Raw genomic sequence first — 18,086 nt, forward strand, 5'->3', positions numbered from 1 at the left:
AGGAGAAGGATCGCCGCCCTCTACGACCGGGCGCTCCGGGACATCGAGGGAATAACCGTGCTCACCCACCCCCAAGGCGCCCTTCCCACCTACAACCAGTACACCGTCCTGGTGGGGGAGGGAAGGAGGGACGAGCTCGCGGAACACCTGCGGGAAAGGGGCATAGCCACGGCGGTCTATTACCCCGTGCCCCTGCACCGCATGGAGGCCTTCCGGGGGCGCGCAAAGGAACACGGCGGCCTGGAGCACAGCGAGAGGGCCTGTGCCCAGGTGCTGAGCCTGCCCGTGGACCCGCTGCTGGGAGGAGCAGAACAGGAGGTGATCATGGAGGCGGTGCGGAGGTCGATGGAACCGTAAACTCCTCGTGTGTCTGTTGTATTCTTATATAAGGCAAAGGGGTGAGGTGCCTCGGCGCGAAAAACGCGACACGAAAGCGTTACGACCCTCCATCATGGAGCGGCCGCTTAACCATATGCTTAGGGGTTTGAACGGGTATTGCCCATAGCGCGAACCTGAAAGACTTGGAACAGGAGCTGAGAGATGAAGAAGGTGCTGGTCACAGGGGGAGCGGGGTTCGTAGGCTCCAACCTGGTGCGTATGCTGGCGGTGGAATACGGGTGCGAGGTAACGGTGCTCGACGACCTTTTCACTGGTCGAAAAGAGCTTTTGGAAGGGATAGAGCACGAGTTCGTCGGAGGCTCCGTATTGGACGCCGACCTGCTCAATGGATGCATGTCTGGCATGGACACCGTCTTTCACCTTGCGGCCCGCAACATCATCGTCTCTATCGAGAGGCCGCGCGAGGATATGGAGGTGAACATAGGGGGAACCTTCAACGTCCTGGAGGCAGCGCTCAGGAATAAAGTGAAAAAAGTGGTCTACGCCTCCACCTGCTCCGTCTACGGGAACCCCAGGCACCTGCCCATATCCGAGGACGAGCCCCCCAGTTTCCTTAACTTCTACTCCGTTAGCAAGTATGCGGGCGAATGTTACTGCCGGACTTTCTACGAAGTATATGACTTCCCCGTGGCGATCGTGCGCTACTCCAATGTTTACGGCTACAACCAGAGCCCCGAGAACCCCTACTGCGGAGTGGTGGGCAGATTCATGGACAAGGCGCTACGAGGAGAACCCCTGCCCGTGCACGGCGACGGCGAGCAGACGAGGGACTTCACCTTCGTGGAGGACGCCTGCAGGGCGACCGTGCTCGCCGCCTTGAGCCCTAAGTCTCCGGGCGAGGTTTACAATGTCGGGACCGGCGTGGAGACCTCCGTCAACAGGCTCGCGCACGCCATCCTTTCCCTCGTTGGTGCGGCCAACGAGGTGGTCCATATTGACCGCCGGGATATAGACAACATCCGAAGGCGCGTGCTCAACGTGGAGAAGATACGGCAACACCTGAAGTTCTTCCCTTCCTATACCCTGGAGATGGGCCTGCGGAAGACGCTGGACTGGCACAGGAACACCTACCCAGAGGGATCAAGCTAGTCAAGAAAAGAAATGGGGTATTCTTCCATGGTCAAAATAGCACATATCGTCGGCGCGCGCCCGCAGTTCATCAAGTTCTCCGCCGTCTCCAGGATGCTGAGGGAAAGAGGCAGTAACGCGAAGGGGAGCCCCACGCAACACCGGCACGTCCTCGTGCACACCGAACAGCATTACGACTACGAGATGTCCAGGATATTCTTCGAGGAGCTGGGCATCCAGGAGCCCGACTGCCACTTGGGCGTGGGCTCGGATACCCATGGCGCGCAGATCGGAAAGCTTCTCCAGGGGCTTGAGAGCTACCTGCTCCAGGATAAGCCGGACGCCGTGGTGATCTACGGGGACACCAACACCACCCTGGCGGGAGCGCTCGCGGCCGCGCGCAACAAGATACCCGTGGCGCACGTGGAGGCGGGCCTTCGCAGCGGTGACCGCGGGATGCCCGAGGAGCAGAACCGCGTGGTGGCCGACCACCTCTCCGACCTTCTCTTCGCTCCCTGTGAGCATGCGGTGAGGAACCTGGCGCGCGAAGGGATGTCCCGTGTCTTCTCAGGCGGAAAGCTGGCGCCCCTGGAAGATTTGCGCGGCGAGTTGAAAGACCTGGCCCCGCGAGCGCTTGCGGACGAGCCCCTCACCGTGAACATAGGGGACATCATGTACGATTGCCTCCTCCACGCCCTCGAGCTCCTGAAGGATGAGGGGAAAAGGCTGGGCCGTTTGGGGCTTGAGCCCCAGGAATACTCCGTGCTCACCATACACCGGGAGGACACGGCCACGGACAGGGAAAGGCTTGAAGGCATCATAGACTTCGTAAACGAGGCCTCCGCCGGGGAGAGGGTCGTCTTCCCCATGCATCCACGCATGAAGAAAGCCTGCGCGGAGGCAAGCCGGCGCTTCGGTGACCACGTCATGCTCATGCCCGCCGCCGGGCATCTCGACATGATCTCCCTGGTCAAGAACGCCAAGACCCTCTTCACCGATTCCGGAGGTTTGCAGAAGGAGGCCTACTGGCTGCGCGTGCCCTGCGTGACCTTGAGGGAGAGGACGGAATGGGTGGAGACCTTGGATTCCGGCTGGAACGTCCTTTACCGGGACTACAGCGGCAAGCACGACCCTTCGCCGGAAGAGCCCCTGGCCTATGGCGACGGGCACGCGGCGGAGCGCCTGCTGGCTTTCCTGGAAGCTTTGTGCTGACATGGGAGAACGATGAAGGGGAGGCGCCCTCTTATGCGCGTCATACACTGCCCGGAGAACATCGCAGGGCAGGCCTGGGCCTACGCCAGGGCCGCGGAAGGATACGGGATCGCCGCCGACGTGGTGACCTACGAGCGCCACCCCTTCGGCTTTAAGGACGACCGTTGCCTGCACCTAAGCGCGGAGCCCTCAAGGCTGGCGCGGGAGCTGAAGAGACTCCGGCTTTTCCTCGAGGTCGTAAGGGGCTATGACCTGGTACACTTTCACTTCGCGCTCACCCTGCTCCCCAAGTACATAGATCTCGGGATCCTGCGGGCCCTCCGCAAGCCCATGGTCATGAGTTTCTGGGGAAGCGACGTAAGGCTGGGTGGGGAGGCCGCGCGCCGCAACCCCTATTTCCACCTCATACGGGGCTATGAGAGAAACGATGCCCTGACTATCATGAAGATGAGGAAAATCGCAAGGCATATCGGCGTGGCGATGGTGCCCGACCACGAGCTGTACGGCTATGTCGCAGGATATTTTAAAAAAACCCATGTGCTTCCCAACTGCGTGCCATGTCGGGAACTCGAGCCCGTTTACCCCAATCCCCGCGAGGGACGGCCGCTCGTGGTGCACTGCCCCAGCAACAGGGACATCAAGGGGACGCGCTATATCCTGGAGGCGGTGTCATCCCTGAAGGACAAGCGGCGATTCGAGTTCATGCTGTGTGAGGGAAAGAGCAACCGGGAGGTAAGGGAGATCATCGCGCAGGCCGATATCGTCATAGACCAACTGCTTCTCGGGGCGTACGGAGTCGTCGCGACGGAGGCCATGGCCCTGGGAAAACCGGTCATCTGTTACCTGCGCCAGGACATCCTGGAGCAGTACCCGATCCCGCCCCCTATCGTAAACGCCAACCCTGATAATATAGTGGACGTATTGCGCGACCTGCTGGAGCATACGGAGAGACTGGATGAGCTGGGAAGGCGGGGAAGGGCCTTCGTTGAGGATTATCACGACACGGGGGCGGTGGGGAAGAAGCTCGTGGATATTTACGCCGAAGCCTTGCGCGACAAAGGCGGCTTGAGCTTAATCGGTTGAGCGGAGGCCTGTGAGCGAAGGAAAATTCTTCCGTGGAACGGCTTTTACCCTGGCCAGCGGCGTCATAAGCCTCGTGGTGGGGTTGGGCACCTCCATAATACTCGCGAGGGTGCTTGGCCCCGAGGGCAGGGGCGTATACGCGCTGGCGACGCTGCTGCCGACCCTCATGGTGACCTTCGGTAACTTCGGCATCGGCCCGGCCACCGCTTTCTACGTGGCCCGAGAGGACTTTCGCCGCCAGGAGATACTAGGCAACAATGTCCTCCTCTCGCTCATCTTCGGCGCCTTGGGCATCGCGGCCGGGGTGGTGGTCATCGCCCTCTTCCGAAGCCGTCTCTTCCCGGGAGTCGCCCCCGGCTACCTCGTTCTTGTCCTCGCGCTCATACCCGTGGAGCTTTTCATGCTCTACTCGAAATACGTCCTTTTGGGCACGCAGTCGATCAGGAGATACAACTATGTCGAGATCATCCAGGGCGTGCTGTTCCTGGCCCTCATATCCCTCGCGCTGCTCGCCTTCGGCGCGGGCGTAGGCGGAGCGCTCGCCTGCCTGGCGCTCGCCCTGGCGACGACGGGTGCCGTGGCCTTCGTGTGGTCGAGGTCGGCTGCGGGAGGAGTCGAATTCGCTTTCAACAGAACATACATGCGGAGAGCCGTGAAGTACGGATTGCAGGTTCACCTGGCGAACATCCTCGGCTTCCTTAACTACCGCATCGACATGTTGTTTATCAGCGCCTTCCTGGGTCCCTCCGCGGTGGGGCTCTACGCCGTGGGGGTCGGCTTGGTCGAGAAGATCTGGCTTGTGTCCTATGCCGCGAGCACGGTCCTATTCCCGCGCGTCTCGGCGGAGAGAGACGAGGAGGAGAGGAACGCATTCACGCCATTGGTCGCCCGCACGGTTCTATGGGCCACGGCGCTCGGGACCATCGCGCTGGTCTTCCTTGGCCGGATCATCATCCAGGCGCTCTATTCGGACATGTACCTTCCCGCCGTGGGCGCCTTGCGGGCCTTGCTGATCGGAACGGTGACCTTGAGCGCCGGGCGGGTGTTGAGCAACGACATCTCCGGCCGAGGGCGGCCCGGCTTGAACATCTACATCGGCCTTGCCGCCGTGGCCTCCAACGTCGTTCTCAACTGGATATGGATTCCCCGATTCGGCATCTCCGGCGCTGCCTGGGCCTCCACCGTATCCTATTCCGTGTCCTTCCTGGGAGCGATGGTGTTTTACTGCCGACTTTCCGGGAACAAGTGGTATAAGCTCGTGTTGCCCCAAAGGGGCGATATGGCCGTCTATCTTCGCGCGCTGAAAAGCCTGTTCGGCCTGGTCCGCGCCGTTCTTGGAGGAAAAGGAAAAAAGCTTGGCATGCGGGGTAAAGTAGGGTGAAAATCATAAGAAGACCGCCTTTCGGCATGATGCGTGATCATGCGAGGCTGCCGTTTCCCGGTACGAGGAAGCAAATAGCGGTTAGGACATGGCAAAAAGAGCGCTGTTGATAACCTACTACTTTCCGCCGCGCCCGGGCATAGCTTCGCTGAGGCTACGAGGCCTCGCGAAATACCTGCCCGAGTTCGGGTGGGATGTGGTCGTTCTCACCCCGGAGCTGCCGGACATGCCGGAACCTCGATATGACGTCGTGCAGACGGATTATCCTGGAGAGGCGACCGATGTCTGGAAAAAGAGATTTGGGTTGGGGACGGATAAGAGGTTGCAGGACCAGGTGGGGATCCCAAGAGCCATATCCGAAAGCAAATACTCGCCGGTGTTAAAGGCGATCAACCTGCTGAGGGCGGTGATAGCCTTTCCCGACGAACAAAGAGGATGGCTTCGCCCCGCGACGCAGGCAGGGATGCGGTTGCTGGCCGAAAACCGCTTCGACGCGATCATCAGCAGCCACAGGCCGCCCACATGCCACCGTATAGCAAAGGCACTGAAGGAACGGCATGACGTTCCCTGGATCGCCGATTTTCGCGACCTCTGGACCCAAGATCATTTTTTCCCTTACGTGACTCGGGTGAGGGCGATACGCACCATGGAGAGGCGCCTGGAGATAAAGACCTTGGAGAATGCGGACGCCTTGGTGACGGTGTCCGAACCGCTGGCGGAAGAGCTCCGTTCGCTTCATCGCGGGAAGAAAGTCGTCAGTATACCGAACGGCTTTGACCCCGATGAAGTCGTCCCGGCGCCCTTGACCGAGAAATTCACCATTACCTACACCGGGCTTACCTATTTAGGCAAGCGGGACCCGTCCCCTCTCCTCCGCGCCGTGAGCGAGCTGGTGGCAGAGAGAAAGCTTGACAGGCAATCGATAAGCATCCGTTTTTACGGCACGATTGAATACTGGCTTGAAAGGGAGATAGAGAGATTGGGTCTCGATGACGTGGTGGCCCTGTATCCCCAGGTCCCACGAGCGGTTGCCCTGGACAGACAGCGCGAATCGCAAGTGCTGTTGCTCCTGAACTGGGATCATCCGGGCGAAGTCGGCGTTTACACCGGAAAGCTCTTCGAGTACCTCGCCGCGCGGAGGCCGATCCTCGCGATAGGTAAACCTGGAGGTGTCGTAGACGAGCTGCTGCGGGAGACCGGCGCTGGGATCTATCCGCCAGGATATGAGCAGCTCAAAGGGGTGCTGGAAGACCTTTACAATCAGTATAGAGCCTTGGGATACGTTCCTTTTACGGGCATAGAGGAGAAGATCGCCAGGTACAGCCATAAAGAGATGGCCCGGCGCTTCGCCGCATTGATGGATGAGCTGAGCCATGGAAGGTCGCGCGCGCAAGATTGAACGATGCCGTTGGCCGTGGTCCCCAACAACCCGCGGAACGAGCATTGCCGCAAAGAAGGAGCACACCCGACGGGGTCACATCTTCGATCATCGATCCCGGTAACTTATGCCTGTGCGAGCGGGCAGGGAAGCCCCCTTTCGCCCCACCTTCGCCTCTGGACCCCCGTAAATAAACCCGCATCGAAGATCGAAATTAGGACATATGTCCTAATTTAAAAAGGCTGCAGCATACGGAGCACAAGCACACCTGGCTAACATTCTTGGCTTCCTGAACTATCGGATCGATATGTTCATGGTAAATATATTTCTTGATCCTGCAGCGGTTGGATTATATGCCGTTGCGGTTGGGCTAATCGAGAAGATATGGCTGGTTTCTTATTCAGCCAGTACAGTTCTTTTTCCACGAATAGCGGCGGAAAGAGAAGAGGAGAGACAGAAGGACTTTACGCCTCTTGTGGCCCGCACCGTGTTATGGACAACCGCAATCGGAGCCTTGGTATTGGCGCTCCTTAGCCGCTGGATAATACTTTTTCTCTTTTCAGAAGCGTTCTTGCCTGCCGTCGGAGCGCTACGAGCTTTGATCATCGGGGTAATAGCGCTTAGTGCCGGTCGGGTTCTGGCCAACGACCTTGCCGGCCGCGGTTTTCCGCGGTTAAACATCTATACAGGCTTGGCGGCTGTGGTTACGAATGTGGCCTTGAACAGCATCTGGATTCCTCGCTACGGAATTGTCGGAGCTGCATGGGCATCAACTGCATCGTATTTGGTCACTTTCCTCCTGGCTCTATTTTTCTATTGTCGCGTATCTGGTAATAGGTGGATAAAAGTCGTGCTACCTCAAACAGGAGATTTCTCACTATACTGGAAGGCAGAGTTAAAGATTGGTCGTCGAATGTTTAGCAAGAAAAAGTAATACACCGAGGTTATTGTTGCATCATGGTTAGGCGAGTTCTCATTGTAAGTTATTATTTCCCAATTATATAATAAATCGTACTAATAAATCGTACCAACGGAGAATATATACCCCTCCCCGCCGGCACCCCCAGGCCGTCGCTCTTTCCCTCTTTCCGCGCCCCCGCTCAATCCTTGAGGACGGATTCCGGCCGTCCCAGGCCTCCTTCGCGCATGGCCGCGACGATCTCGCCGTAGACCTTCCCCGCCGGCACCCCCAGGCCGTCGTGGTCCCCAATCTCCCCGCGGTCGAAGTCGTATTCGTAGAGGCCGAAGCGGGGCTCGTAACTCCCCCATTCGTAGTTGTCGGTGAGGGACCAGTAAGAGTACGCGCCCACCTCGATCCCCTCCCCGAGGCAGGCCGCGATCTCCGCCAGCATACCCTTGAGGAAGACGTCGCGGGTGAGCCCGTCGCGGCGCGGCACGGCGGCAGCGCCCCTCGCCTGTCGGTGGCACATGCCGTTCTCCAGCACCAGTATGGGCATATCGTCCGCGCCCTCCGCGTGACCACGGATCACCTCTCCGAACTCACGGGGGTGGTAACGGTTCTCCCAGAGCGGGGTGTGCAGGAGGGGCTCCTTTTCGCGCAGGCGGCGGGGGGTGGGGAACTTGGGCGCGCCGGCGGCGGCGAAGGGATCGTAGATGTCCAACCCGAGATAATCTACCGCCCGCTCACGCGGTAGGGAGTACGCCGCTTCGATGGCGCGTTCCCGGTCCAGGGGAGCCGCGAGCCGGTCGTAAAGCCGGTCTATAAAGCGGTAGTAGGCGTACTGGAGGGAACCGCGTCCCCACCGTTCCTCCGCCAGGCGCGAGAACCTGCGCTCCCATGCCTCCCTGCGGTCATGGATATAATCCCTGAGCTCCCGCCTGGAGATCCCCCTGGAGGGCGCCAGGAGCAGGTCGAACCCCGCCCTGTCCAGGGCATAGAAACACATGCAGTAGTTGTTGAAGCCCACGCGGGGGTACTCCCAGCCCATCTCCTCGTACAGGGCGTGCAGAGCGTCGTAGGCCTGGAGGTGGGCGAGGGAGAGGTTCTCGCCGGCGCGTCTGGCGACGGCCACGCCTTTCCTGCCGTGGGGGTGTTCGCCGGTGACGTAGGTCAGGAGGCCCAGGAGGTTGGGCTCGTTTATGGTCACCCAAAAGCGCACGGGCCTCTTACCATCTTCTGACAGGCGGATGTTCACTTCCCGCGCCGCCCTCGAGGCGTAGGCGGCAAACAGTTCTGGGGCGCTCTCCTCCAGCCAGAAGTCCGTGCCGCACCAGGCGGGGTGGGTGAAGTGGTGCAGGGTGACCACGGGCTCCATGTCCGCCTCCACCACCGTCCCGATGATCTGCGCATAGCGGTCCAGGGCGGCCTCGTCCCAGGGAGGCGGGGAAGCCTTTCCCGACGAGGCGGCCGGCTGAAGCCGTGCCCACTCCAGGCTCATGCGGAAGGCATTGAGCCCAAGGGACGACGCCAGCTCGACGTGCTCCGCGTAGCGGTCCCAGAAGCGGCAGGCCTCTCCCGCTTTTTCCACCTTGCCCCCGCGTTCCCACTCCGCCCAGTTGTTGTGAGGGCCTCCCGGGCGGTTGTATCCTCCCTCCACCTGGAAGGCGGCGTTGCTCACCCCGAAGAGGAATCCCTCCGGCAAGCGGAAACCCGCCCCGCTCCCCTGCCCTTTCTCTCTTTCCATAACCCCTCCTTGTCAACGGAGAAAGAACGGCGACGTCTCTCCTGTGCCAACCCCGGCGCGGCTGCGGCCCCGACCGCCGCGCCCCTCTCCCGGAGCCATTATGTAAATAGACGCGCTCCGCCCCGCGGCCCCATTTCATGTCTCACGACGGCCGGGAAGGGCGAGGCGGCTGCCTCTCAATCGATCATGATGCCGCCGTCGATGATAAGTACGGGGTCAATACGGCGGCGTGGCATACGGCCTTATCTCTCAATCGATCATGATGCCGCCGTCGATGATAAGGGTCTGGCCGGTCATGTAGGTGGCGTCCTCGATGAGAAAGGCCGCCGCCCTGGCCACTTCCTCGCCCGTCCCGAACCTCCGCATGGGGATGCGCGGAACGATCTTGGCCCGGTAGTCCTCGGGCATCCAGGATATGAGCTCGGTCTCGATGTACCCGGGGGCGATGGCGTTCACCCGGATGCCGTGCCTGGCGACCTCCCTGGCCAGGCAGACGGTGAAGGCGGTGATGCCGCCCTTAGAGGCGGCGTAGGCGGTCTGCCCCGGCCCCCCGATCATCCCCAGGATGGAGGAGATGTTCACCACGCAGCCCCCGCTGCCCCGCCTGATCATGTCCCCCACGGCGTGCTTGGCCATGTAGAAGTAGGAGAAGAGGTTGACGCGCAAGGTGCGTTCCAGGTCGGAGTCCTCGAGGTCCTGGATGGGCGAGAGCTGCCCCATGCCGGCGTTGTTCACCAGGATGTCCACCCCGCCGAACTCCTCAACGCACCGGCCCACCACCGCGGCGGCGCCCCCCTCGGTGGCCAGGTCCGCCTGGGCGATCACCGCCCGGCCCCCCCGTTCCTCGATGATCTCCCGCACCTCGCGCGCCGCGTCCAGCCGGCTCTGGCAACAGACCACCACGTTGGCCCCGCGCGCGGCCAGCTCCAGGGCTATGGATTTCCCTATCCCCCGCGAGGAACCGGTCACGATGGCGTTGCTTCCCTCGATCACCCTTACCTCCTTTTTCCAACCCCGTCCCTCTGTCTGCGCGCCCCTTCTCCCCCGGCCGGAGGACCGGCGCCGGCGAGGTCGGGCCTGGGGCCGTGACCCTCCCGCCCGCAGGGCCGGCGGACCGTGTTCTTCATTCCCTCGCCAACCTCTCGCGGAGGAAGCGGCCCGCCTTCTCGAGTGCCGCGTTGCTCTCCGGCACCAGGGGCGTGAAGAACTGCCAGACATGGAACATGCCCTCTCCGACATCCAGCTCCACCTCCACCCCCGCCTCTCCCGCCCTCTCCGCCAGCCTCCTGGCGTCATCGAGGAGGATCTCGCGGGTGCCTACCTGGATGAGCAGGGGCGGAAGGCCCGCAAGATCCGCGTGGATGGGGGAGGCCAGGGGGTTCCTGGGGTCCTCCCCCGCCAGGTACATGGCGGCCTCACGCCTGAGCGCGCGGGCGGAGAGCATGGGGTCTTTTCTCCCCACCGTTTCCACGCTCCTCCCCCTGACCTCCAGGTCCGTCCACGGAGAAAAGAGGCATGCCGCCGCGGGCAGGGGAAACCCCCTGTCGCGCAGATAGACCATGGCCGCCACCGCCAGGCCTCCGCCCGCGGAATCCCCCGCCAGGGCGGTGCGCTCCGCCCCGCAGCCGGCGTCCAGGAGCCATTCGTACGCCCTCGCCGCGTCCTCGACCGCGGCGGGGAACGGGTTCTCGGGCGCCAGGCGGTACTCCAGGCTGAGGGCGTGGCAGCCCGCTTCCCTCGCCAGCCGGGATACCAGGGGGCGGTGGCTTCCGGCGGAGCCCACCACGTAAGCTCCCCCGTGCAGGTAGAGGATGACGGGCCCCTCTCCCGCCCCCTCCGGGACCGCCCACTCCGCCCGCAGACCCCGCACGTCCTCCGCGCGGTATCTCACCCCCTTTACGGGCGTGGCGAGGCGGGGCACCACCCCGTCGAACCACCAGCGCTGGTGGGCTACTGTGGAAAATGATTCCATCTGGACCACGCGGCTCAACCTCACCAGAAGCTCCGCGAGGCGAAAGCGCAGGCTGGGCATGCTCTCGTCCCCCTCTCCCCGGTCTCCCGCCGCCCGCCTCATTGCCGCGTCCGCGACGGTCCCGGAGACCCCGGAGCCCCTTGCCTGCGCGCCTTTCTGATGGCGCGGTCCATGGCCAGCTCCACCACCCCGGGCAGGTAACGCTTCATGATGTAGAGCATGCGGGCGGAACCGGGGCCGATGAAGAACCTCCCCTTCTCCATGCCCTCCACCAACGCCCGCGCCACCTCCTCCGGCTGCATGAGGCCGCCGCCCTCGCTCACCGCCACCGTCTCCGGCGGCTTGTTGCGGTTCTCCACCTCGAAGCCGGGGGTGTCGGTGTCCGGGGGGCAGAGGACGGAGACTCGTACCCCGTGGGGCTTCAGCTCGCTCTTCAGCACCTCCGAAAGACCGAAGAGGGCGAACTTGGAGGCGGCGTAGTCCGCGTATCCGAAGACCCCCATGAAGCCCAGCACGCTGGAGACGTTGACGATATGCCCCCGGCGTTGCTTGAGGTAGGGGAGCAGGGCCTTGATGGTGCACCAGTTCCCGTAGAGGTGCAGCTTCATGGTCTCGTCAAGCTGGCGGTAGGAGATGTTTTCGAAGTAGTCGGGGAGCGCCCTGCCCGCGCAGTTGATGAGGATGTCGGGGGGACCGAACTCCTCCACCGCCGCGCCCATGACCCGTTCCACCGCCTCCGGGTCGGTGATGTCCAGCTGCCTGCAGGCAAAGCGCTGCTCCCCGCCCGCCGCCCGTGCGGACGCCCTCTTCACCGCCTCCTCGAGGCGCTCCCGGCCCCGGGCGAAGATGATGACGTTGCAGCCGTGCTCCGCGAGGAGCTCCGCCGTCGCGAGCCCGATGCCGCTGGAGCCTCCCGTGATATAGACGTTCTTTCCCCTGAGATCGGATCTCTTCATCCCCCTCACCTCCGGAGGTCACCCCCGTGCAGGCCGCGTCCGCTACCGCCGCGCGCCGCCCCCTTCCCCGCCGGGGGACGGCTTCCGCCGACCCGCGCGCGGGCGCGTCCCGGGCGCGCCCGGCACATGAGACAAGCAAAGGATATAACGCTCGTTCCTCCCTGACAAACCGCCGCGGGAAAAGGTCGGCGCCCGAGCGGGCGGCCGCCTGAGGTACGTGGCCTTCTCCTTCGGGGGCGTCTCCACCGGCGATCGTCGAGGCGTCAACGGCATGTTTCGTTTGTCGGCGAAAAAGGCGACCGCGGCGCGGAGAGGGTCCGGGGACGGGTCCCGGGACATCGCCGTATGCCGGGAGTATGGGCGCTTTGTCCCGGAAAGCCTTGTCGTCGGGGCATATCAGCATCGGGGTGCTATCATTATTAGAAATGACCGGCACGCCAGGCTATCCCGTGGCGAAATCGCCTCGGCGGGAAGCGTTTACCCGCCGTTCTCGCCCGAAAGAGCAGCCATCGCGTTCAACGGGGCCGGCGAAGGGCCGGCGGTGGTGATGGCGAAAGGGGGGAAAGATGATCGGCCCTCGGAGCATCCTGGACACGGACCTCTACAAGCTCACCATGCAGCAGGCGGTGTGCAAGCTCTACCCTTGGTTCAAAGCGCGTTACCGGTTCATCAACCGCGGCGGGACCCCCTTCCCGCCGGGTTTCGGCGCGGAGCTGGCCGCCCGCGTGGAGGAGATGAGCGCCCTGCGCCTGAGCGCGGAGGAGAAGTCGTGGCTGGCGGGGAAGTGCAGGTACTTCAGCCCCGTCTACCTCGATTTCCTGGAGGGATACCGCTTCGACCCCTCCGAGGTGGACATCCGCCAGGAGGGCGGGGAGCTCTCCATCACCATCGAGGGCTACTGGTACACCACCATCCTCTGGGAGGTGCCCCTCATGGCCCTCATCAGCGAGCTCTATTTCGAGATGACGGGCGAGAAGGAGCGGGCATACCCGGAGGAGAGGATCCGCGCCCTCAACCGGGAGAAGGCGCGCTTCTTCCGGGAACACGGCATCCGTTTCGTGGACTTCGGCACCCGCAGGCGCTTCTCCTACGAGAACCACCGCCGGCTCATCCCCGACCTCATGGAGGCGGGGGAGTTCCTCCTGGGCACCAGCAACGTGCACCTCGCCCACCTCTATGACCTCACGCCCGTGGGCACCCAGGCCCACGAATGGTTCCAGTTCCACTCCGCCAAGTACGGTTTCCGCATGGCCAACCAGATGGCCTTGCAGCGCTGGATAGACGTGTACAAGGGCGACCTGGGCATCGCCCTCACCGACACCTTCGGGACCGAGAACTTCTTCCACGCCTTCGACGGATATTTCTCGCGCATCTTCGACGGGGTGCGGCAGGACTCCGGAGACCCTTTCCATTTCCTGGAATGTGCCATCGCGCACTACCGCAGGCTGGGCATAGATCCCGCGACCAAGACGGTGGTGTTCTCCGACTCCCTCAACCTGGAGCTCTCCCGCGCCCTGCACGAAGCCTGCGCGGGGCGGGTCAGGGACCTCTACGGCATCGGAACCTTCCTCACCAACGACGTGGGGGTCAAGCCCCTGAACATGGTGATCAAGATGGTGGCCTGCCAGCCCTTCTACGGCTCCGAGCGCTGGGTGGACGCCATCAAGATCTCAGACGACGAGGGCAAGTACACCGGCGCCAGGGAGGTCATAGAGCTGGCCCGCAGGACCCTTTTCCTGGAGGAGTGACGCGGCCTCGGCACGGCACGGCGAGCCGGCATACGGCGATATGCTGCCCTCGCATCTCCGCGGCACCCCGCCCGCGCGACGGCGCCGCGGCCCGGAGCGGGTGATCTTTACCGACAGTGCCGGTAGCCCTGCGCTCCCGGATCTCCCGCCCGGAGAAAGCGAGAGCCGGCCGCGCGGCGCTCACCGCCGATCCGGGCCCCGGCCCGGGGATCCGCCGGGATAGATGCATACCCTGCAGGCGGGGGAGCCGGCGGGGATGCTCTCCTCGATGACCAGACGGGCGCCCACGTACGCGAGCATGGCCCGGTCCTGCTCCATGGCCGCGTCGCAGACCCCGACGTGCTCGGGTCGGTGGAAGCCGTAGGGACATCTGGCCAGCACCAAATCCAGCCTTTCTCCGCCCTCTTTCAACTCCAGAAAATCGATGTCCATCGCCACCAGCGCCTTTTCCAGGTCCCTGCGCAGGGCAGCGACGGAGCCTCCGTCTTTCATCCCGTAGGGGGAATGATGCCCGGCGAAGGCGATGAGCCGCCCCATGCCCCTAACCGCCCCGTCCCCGACGACCGGCAGGCGGTAGAGCATGCGGTAGAGGAGGCCTAACCCCCTGATGATGCCTTTGCGTAGACCCATTGCGTTCACCTCCACGTCTTATCGCCGCCCCGCCGCCCCGCCCCTCGTTCCGGACCCCCTTTTCGACGTCTTTGCCCCGCGCCCGTGCCCCTCCGGCTCTTCCATCCGGACACGGGTTGCCGGCCGGGGCTGGGAAACCCTCACCGGAAATGGCACTCCTCGCCGGGAGGGCATGCCTCGATCTCCGGCTCCAGGGTGACGTGCACCACGTTGTGGTCGTGGCGCAGCATCTCCTTGAGCCCCCTTATGGTCTCCTGGAGCTCGCTCACGGACATATCCTCCACCACGACATGGGCGCTCAGGGAATAGAGCCGGGACCCGATCTCCCATATATGGAGGTCGTGGACCCCTCTCACGCCCGGCGCCGCGGAGAGGTCGGAGAGTATGTGCCGGTAGTCCACGCCCGAAGGGACGGATTCCATGAGGATATGCGTCGATTCGCGCAGGATCTGAAAGGCGCTCACCAGGATGAGCATGGCGATCCCCAGGGTGAGGGCGGGGTCCACGAAGGTCCAGCCGGTCAGCACCACCACCACCCCCGACACCACCACCCCCAGGGAGACCAGGGCGTCGGTGAGGAGGTGGAGGAAGGCGCTGCGCAGGTTCAGGTCCCCCCTGCCCCGCCGCAGCAGCAGGGCCACGCCGCCGTTGACCAGGAAGCCCGCCCCCGCCACGGCGACGACCATGCCCCCTTTTACCTCCACCGGGTGGATGAACCTGCGTATGGCCCCGTAAGCCAGCATGAAGCATATCCCCGTGATGAGCAGGGAGTTGACGAAGGCCACCACGATGCCCATGCGGTGGAAGCCGAAGGTCTTCCGCTCCGTGGCGGGCCTGGCCATGGTGCGCACGGCGATGAGGGAGAGGACGAGGGCGAAGGAGTCGGAGAAGTTGTGGCCCGCGTCCCCCAGCAGCGCCATGCTGCCCGCCAGGATCCCGAAGACCACCTCGAAGAAGAGAAAGGCGGTGTTGGCGGCCAGCGCCGCGGCCAGGCGCCGTGACGGATCGAAGGCGGGACCTCTTTCCCCGGTCATGGCGCCTTCCTTCCCAGCACTATCTCGACCGGCAGCCGCCACATGGATACGGTCTCGTGCTCCTCGATGCGGAATCCCGCCTCCTCGACAAGGCGGCGCGCGAAGACGGGACGGCAGTCCACGAGCCGGGGAAACCTGCGGTGCGCACGGAGGTAGAGCCGCGCCATCATGCCCTGCCGCCCCTGGGTGGACATGCAGGCCACGCAGAGGCGCCCTCCCGGCATTAGGACCCTCAGGCACTCGGCCAGGACCTGCGGGATCTCGGGCGGGTCGAAGAGCTCCAGGGTGAAACTCATGAAAACGGCGTCGAAGCAGGCGCTCCCGAAGGGCATGGCCGCGGCGTCGCCTCGGATCAGCTCCGTCCTTCCGGTAAGGCCCTCGCGCCGGAGGCGTTTCCTCGCCGCCTCCACCATGCCGCCGGAGAGATCTATCCCGCAGACCACGCCTTCCTCTCCCACCATCCCGGATATCGCCGCCAGCGCACGCCCCGTGCCGAAGCCTACCTCCAGGATGCGCTCTCCCCGGCGCGGCTGGAGGTGGCGCTCGACGGCGGCACTCACGCAGCTCCACTCCCCACCCGATGAGAGCAGGTCGTAGATACGGCTGAGGCGGTCGTAGCGGCGGCGGGTGTCCTCCCGGAAGCACGAACGCGTCCGGCTCTCCGCCCGTTCCGCGCCGTTTTCCGCCGTCATCACGCATCCCCTTTCCATCTCTTTCCCATTCCATCATTATTGGGTATTGAGAAGAGGGCGACAAAGGGCCCCGTCAAAGCCCGGGGGGGCAGGGGGGATGAGGCACCGGCCGGGACGATGCACATGGAGCCGGATGTCGCCGTCCGGGGTCGCCCCGTCGCCCTTACCGCCGCGTCTCCAGCAGCAGAGCCTCGTGCGGGGCCAGCTCCCACGCCCCGGCGCGCAGCTGCGAGCCTTCCTCGCGATGGGTGGAGAGAAGAACCTGGAAATGATTGCCATCCCATTCCCGTGGCCCCGCGGACAGCGGCAGGGCGCGCGGGGTGAAGTTGAGCAGCACCGCCACTTTCTCCTCCTCCAGCTCCCGCAGGTAGGCGAACACCCCCCGGGGCACGCCGTCGATGGCGCGGTAGCCGCCGGCGCGCAAGGAGGGCTTCTCCCCGCGTAGCCGGATCAGGCGACGGTACCAGTTGAGCAGACTGGCGGGGTCGGCGTCCTGGCGCTCCACGTTTCTCTCCACGTAGGAGGTGTCCACCGGCAGCCACGGCTCCGCCCGCGAGAACCCGGCGTGCTCGTCCGCGGACCACTGCATGGGAGTACGGCAGCCGTCCCGCCCCACCGGCAGGGGCCAGAACTTCTTCCCGATGGGGTCGTCCATGCTGCTCCGCGGGATGCGGCTCTGGGGCATGCCGATCTCCTCGCCATAGTAGATGATGGGGGTGCCGCGCAGGGTGAGCAGCATGGCCGCCGCCATCCTGGCCCTGGCCTCCGCGTCTCCACCCCTTCCCAGACGGGTGTACGAACGAGGGAGGTCGTGGTTGTTGAGATAATAGCACGGCCACCCCGCGGAAGGGATGTTCGCCTCCAGCCAGCCCACGGACTCCCGGAACGCCTCCGCGCTCCATCTGCGCCGCGCGAAATGCAGGTAGAAGGAGAGGTGGAGAGCGTCGGTACCCCCACCCAACAGGGCTACCGCGTCCTCGCGGGTGTCGGTGAAGACCTCGCCCATCATCATGCGTTCCGGGTAGGCATCCAGGATGCGGCGTAGCTCCCTCACCGTCTCCAGGCTCTCCGGGCGCGAGCGGTCGTAGACGTGCCTCTGCCAATCATAGGGGCGCAGCCCCAGCCTGCGGGGGTTGTCGCGCAGCAGCTCGTCCTCGTAGAGGAAGTTAATGAGGTCGAGGCGGAAGCCGTCCACGCCCTTCTCCAGCCAGGTCTTCACGATATCGAACATCTCCTCCTTGACCTCAGGGTTACGCCAGTTGAGGTCGGGCTGGAAGGGAAGGAAGGCATGGTAATAGTACTGCCGGGTGGCCGGGTCCCATTCCCAGGCGCTGCCCTCCACCACCGCCCTCCAGCGGTTGGGGGGCTTTCCGGGGGCCCTGCCGTCGCGCCAGATGTACCAGTCGCGCCTGGGGTTTTCGCGCGAGGACCGCGACTCCCGGAACCAGGGATGCTCGTCGGAGGTGTGGTTGAGCACCATGTCCATGATCACCCGCATGCCGCGGCGATGGCACTCGGAGAGCAGTTCCTCGTAGGTCGACATGTCGCCGAAGAGGGGGTTGATGCCGCTATACGAGCTCACATCGTAGCCGAAATCCCGCATGGGGGAAGGGAATACGGGGGTGAGCCACAAGGCATCCACTCCCAGGGATCGCGGCGTGCCGTCGTTGAGATAATCGAGGCGCCGGAGGATGCCGCGCAGGTCGCCGTTTCCGTCGCCGTCGGAGTCCGAGAAACTGCGCACCGCTATCTGGTATATGACTCCCCTCTTCCACCAGGGCTCTTCCGCCTGCATGCCGCTCTCCCGTCTCCACGCGCCGGTCCCCGCAAGATGATAACACGTCGCCCCGTTCCCCGCGGGGATGTCCGTCGCCATAACCGGAGCGTC

The 18,086-nt window shown here is 63.9% G+C and carries 16 protein-coding genes; 8 read left to right on the top strand and 8 right to left on the bottom strand.

What is annotated here, in order from left to right:
* The 7 genes from H5T74_13615 to H5T74_13645 form a co-directional block, all read left to right on the top strand.
* The coding region (locus H5T74_13615; GenBank protein MBC7231411.1) for a DegT/DnrJ/EryC1/StrS family aminotransferase at positions 1 to 357 on the top strand (357 nt) is incomplete at its 5' end.
* Between the two features lie 183 nt (positions 358 to 540).
* Positions 541 to 1,488 (top strand): NAD-dependent epimerase/dehydratase family protein, encoded by a 948-nt coding sequence (locus H5T74_13620; protein MBC7231412.1) that lies wholly within the window; start codon positions 541 to 543, stop codon positions 1,486 to 1,488.
* Between the two features lie 27 nt (positions 1,489 to 1,515).
* Positions 1,516 to 2,679, top strand: coding sequence for a UDP-N-acetyl glucosamine 2-epimerase (locus H5T74_13625; GenBank protein ID MBC7231413.1), 1,164 nt, complete (start codon positions 1,516 to 1,518; stop codon positions 2,677 to 2,679).
* A gap of 33 nt (positions 2,680 to 2,712) precedes the next feature.
* On the top strand, positions 2,713 to 3,762 hold the full coding sequence (locus tag H5T74_13630) for a glycosyltransferase family 4 protein (protein ID MBC7231414.1): 1,050 nt from the start codon (positions 2,713 to 2,715) through the stop codon (positions 3,760 to 3,762).
* A gap of 10 nt (positions 3,763 to 3,772) precedes the next feature.
* Entirely contained in the window at positions 3,773 to 5,143 is a 1,371-nt protein-coding gene (locus H5T74_13635; protein MBC7231415.1) for a flippase, read from the top strand.
* 106 nt (positions 5,144 to 5,249) lie between these two features.
* Positions 5,250 to 6,542 (top strand): glycosyltransferase family 4 protein, encoded by a 1,293-nt coding sequence (locus H5T74_13640; GenBank protein MBC7231416.1) that lies wholly within the window; start codon positions 5,250 to 5,252, stop codon positions 6,540 to 6,542.
* Between the two features lie 286 nt (positions 6,543 to 6,828).
* On the top strand, positions 6,829 to 7,455 hold the full coding sequence (locus H5T74_13645; GenBank protein ID MBC7231417.1) for a polysaccharide biosynthesis C-terminal domain-containing protein: 627 nt from the start codon (positions 6,829 to 6,831) through the stop codon (positions 7,453 to 7,455).
* A 166-nt stretch (positions 7,456 to 7,621) separates the two neighbouring features.
* On the opposite strand, the gene H5T74_13650 is transcribed toward H5T74_13645, so the two are convergent.
* The 4 genes from H5T74_13650 to H5T74_13665 form a co-directional block, all read right to left on the bottom strand.
* On the bottom strand, positions 7,622 to 9,166 hold the full coding sequence (locus H5T74_13650; protein MBC7231418.1) for a glycoside hydrolase family 1 protein: 1,545 nt from the start codon (positions 9,164 to 9,166) through the stop codon (positions 7,622 to 7,624).
* A 249-nt stretch (positions 9,167 to 9,415) separates the two neighbouring features.
* The gene (locus tag H5T74_13655) at positions 9,416 to 10,159 is read right to left on the bottom strand and encodes a 3-oxoacyl-ACP reductase FabG (protein ID MBC7231419.1); all 744 of its coding nucleotides are present in this window, start codon (positions 10,157 to 10,159) and stop codon (positions 9,416 to 9,418) included.
* Positions 10,160 to 10,289: 130 nt separating this feature from the next.
* A complete protein-coding gene (locus H5T74_13660) occupies positions 10,290 to 11,138 on the bottom strand; it encodes an alpha/beta hydrolase (protein MBC7231420.1) in 849 nt (282 codons plus the stop codon).
* 98 nt (positions 11,139 to 11,236) lie between these two features.
* Entirely contained in the window at positions 11,237 to 12,094 is an 858-nt protein-coding gene (locus tag H5T74_13665) for an SDR family oxidoreductase (GenBank protein ID MBC7231421.1), read from the bottom strand.
* Positions 12,095 to 12,660: 566 nt separating this feature from the next.
* On the opposite strand from H5T74_13665, the gene pncB reads away from it, so the two are divergent.
* Entirely contained in the window at positions 12,661 to 13,842 is a 1,182-nt protein-coding gene (pncB, locus tag H5T74_13670; GenBank protein ID MBC7231422.1) for a nicotinate phosphoribosyltransferase, read from the top strand.
* A 180-nt stretch (positions 13,843 to 14,022) separates the two neighbouring features.
* Here pncB and H5T74_13675 read toward each other — a convergent pair whose 3' ends face one another.
* The 4 genes from H5T74_13675 to H5T74_13690 all read right to left on the bottom strand — a co-directional run bounded on the left by H5T74_13675 (position 14,023) and on the right by H5T74_13690 (position 17,993).
* Positions 14,023 to 14,472: a hypothetical protein gene (locus H5T74_13675; GenBank protein ID MBC7231423.1), complete on the bottom strand. Its 450-nt coding sequence runs from the start codon at positions 14,470 to 14,472 to the stop codon at positions 14,023 to 14,025.
* A gap of 140 nt (positions 14,473 to 14,612) precedes the next feature.
* Complete coding sequence (locus H5T74_13680; protein MBC7231424.1) at positions 14,613 to 15,506, bottom strand: cation transporter; 894 nt, start codon at positions 15,504 to 15,506, stop codon at positions 14,613 to 14,615.
* The gene (locus tag H5T74_13685; GenBank protein MBC7231425.1) at positions 15,503 to 16,198 is read right to left on the bottom strand and encodes a methyltransferase domain-containing protein; all 696 of its coding nucleotides are present in this window, start codon (positions 16,196 to 16,198) and stop codon (positions 15,503 to 15,505) included. Before H5T74_13685 ends, H5T74_13680 begins: the two co-directional genes overlap by 4 nt.
* A gap of 163 nt (positions 16,199 to 16,361) precedes the next feature.
* Positions 16,362 to 17,993, bottom strand: coding sequence for a DUF3459 domain-containing protein (locus H5T74_13690; GenBank protein ID MBC7231426.1), 1,632 nt, complete (start codon positions 17,991 to 17,993; stop codon positions 16,362 to 16,364).
* Between the last annotated feature and the right edge of the window lie 93 nt (positions 17,994 to 18,086).

Source organism: Actinomycetota bacterium, assembly GCA_014360645.1.
GTDB lineage: Bacteria > Actinomycetota > Geothermincolia > Geothermincolales > RBG-13-55-18 > Solincola_B.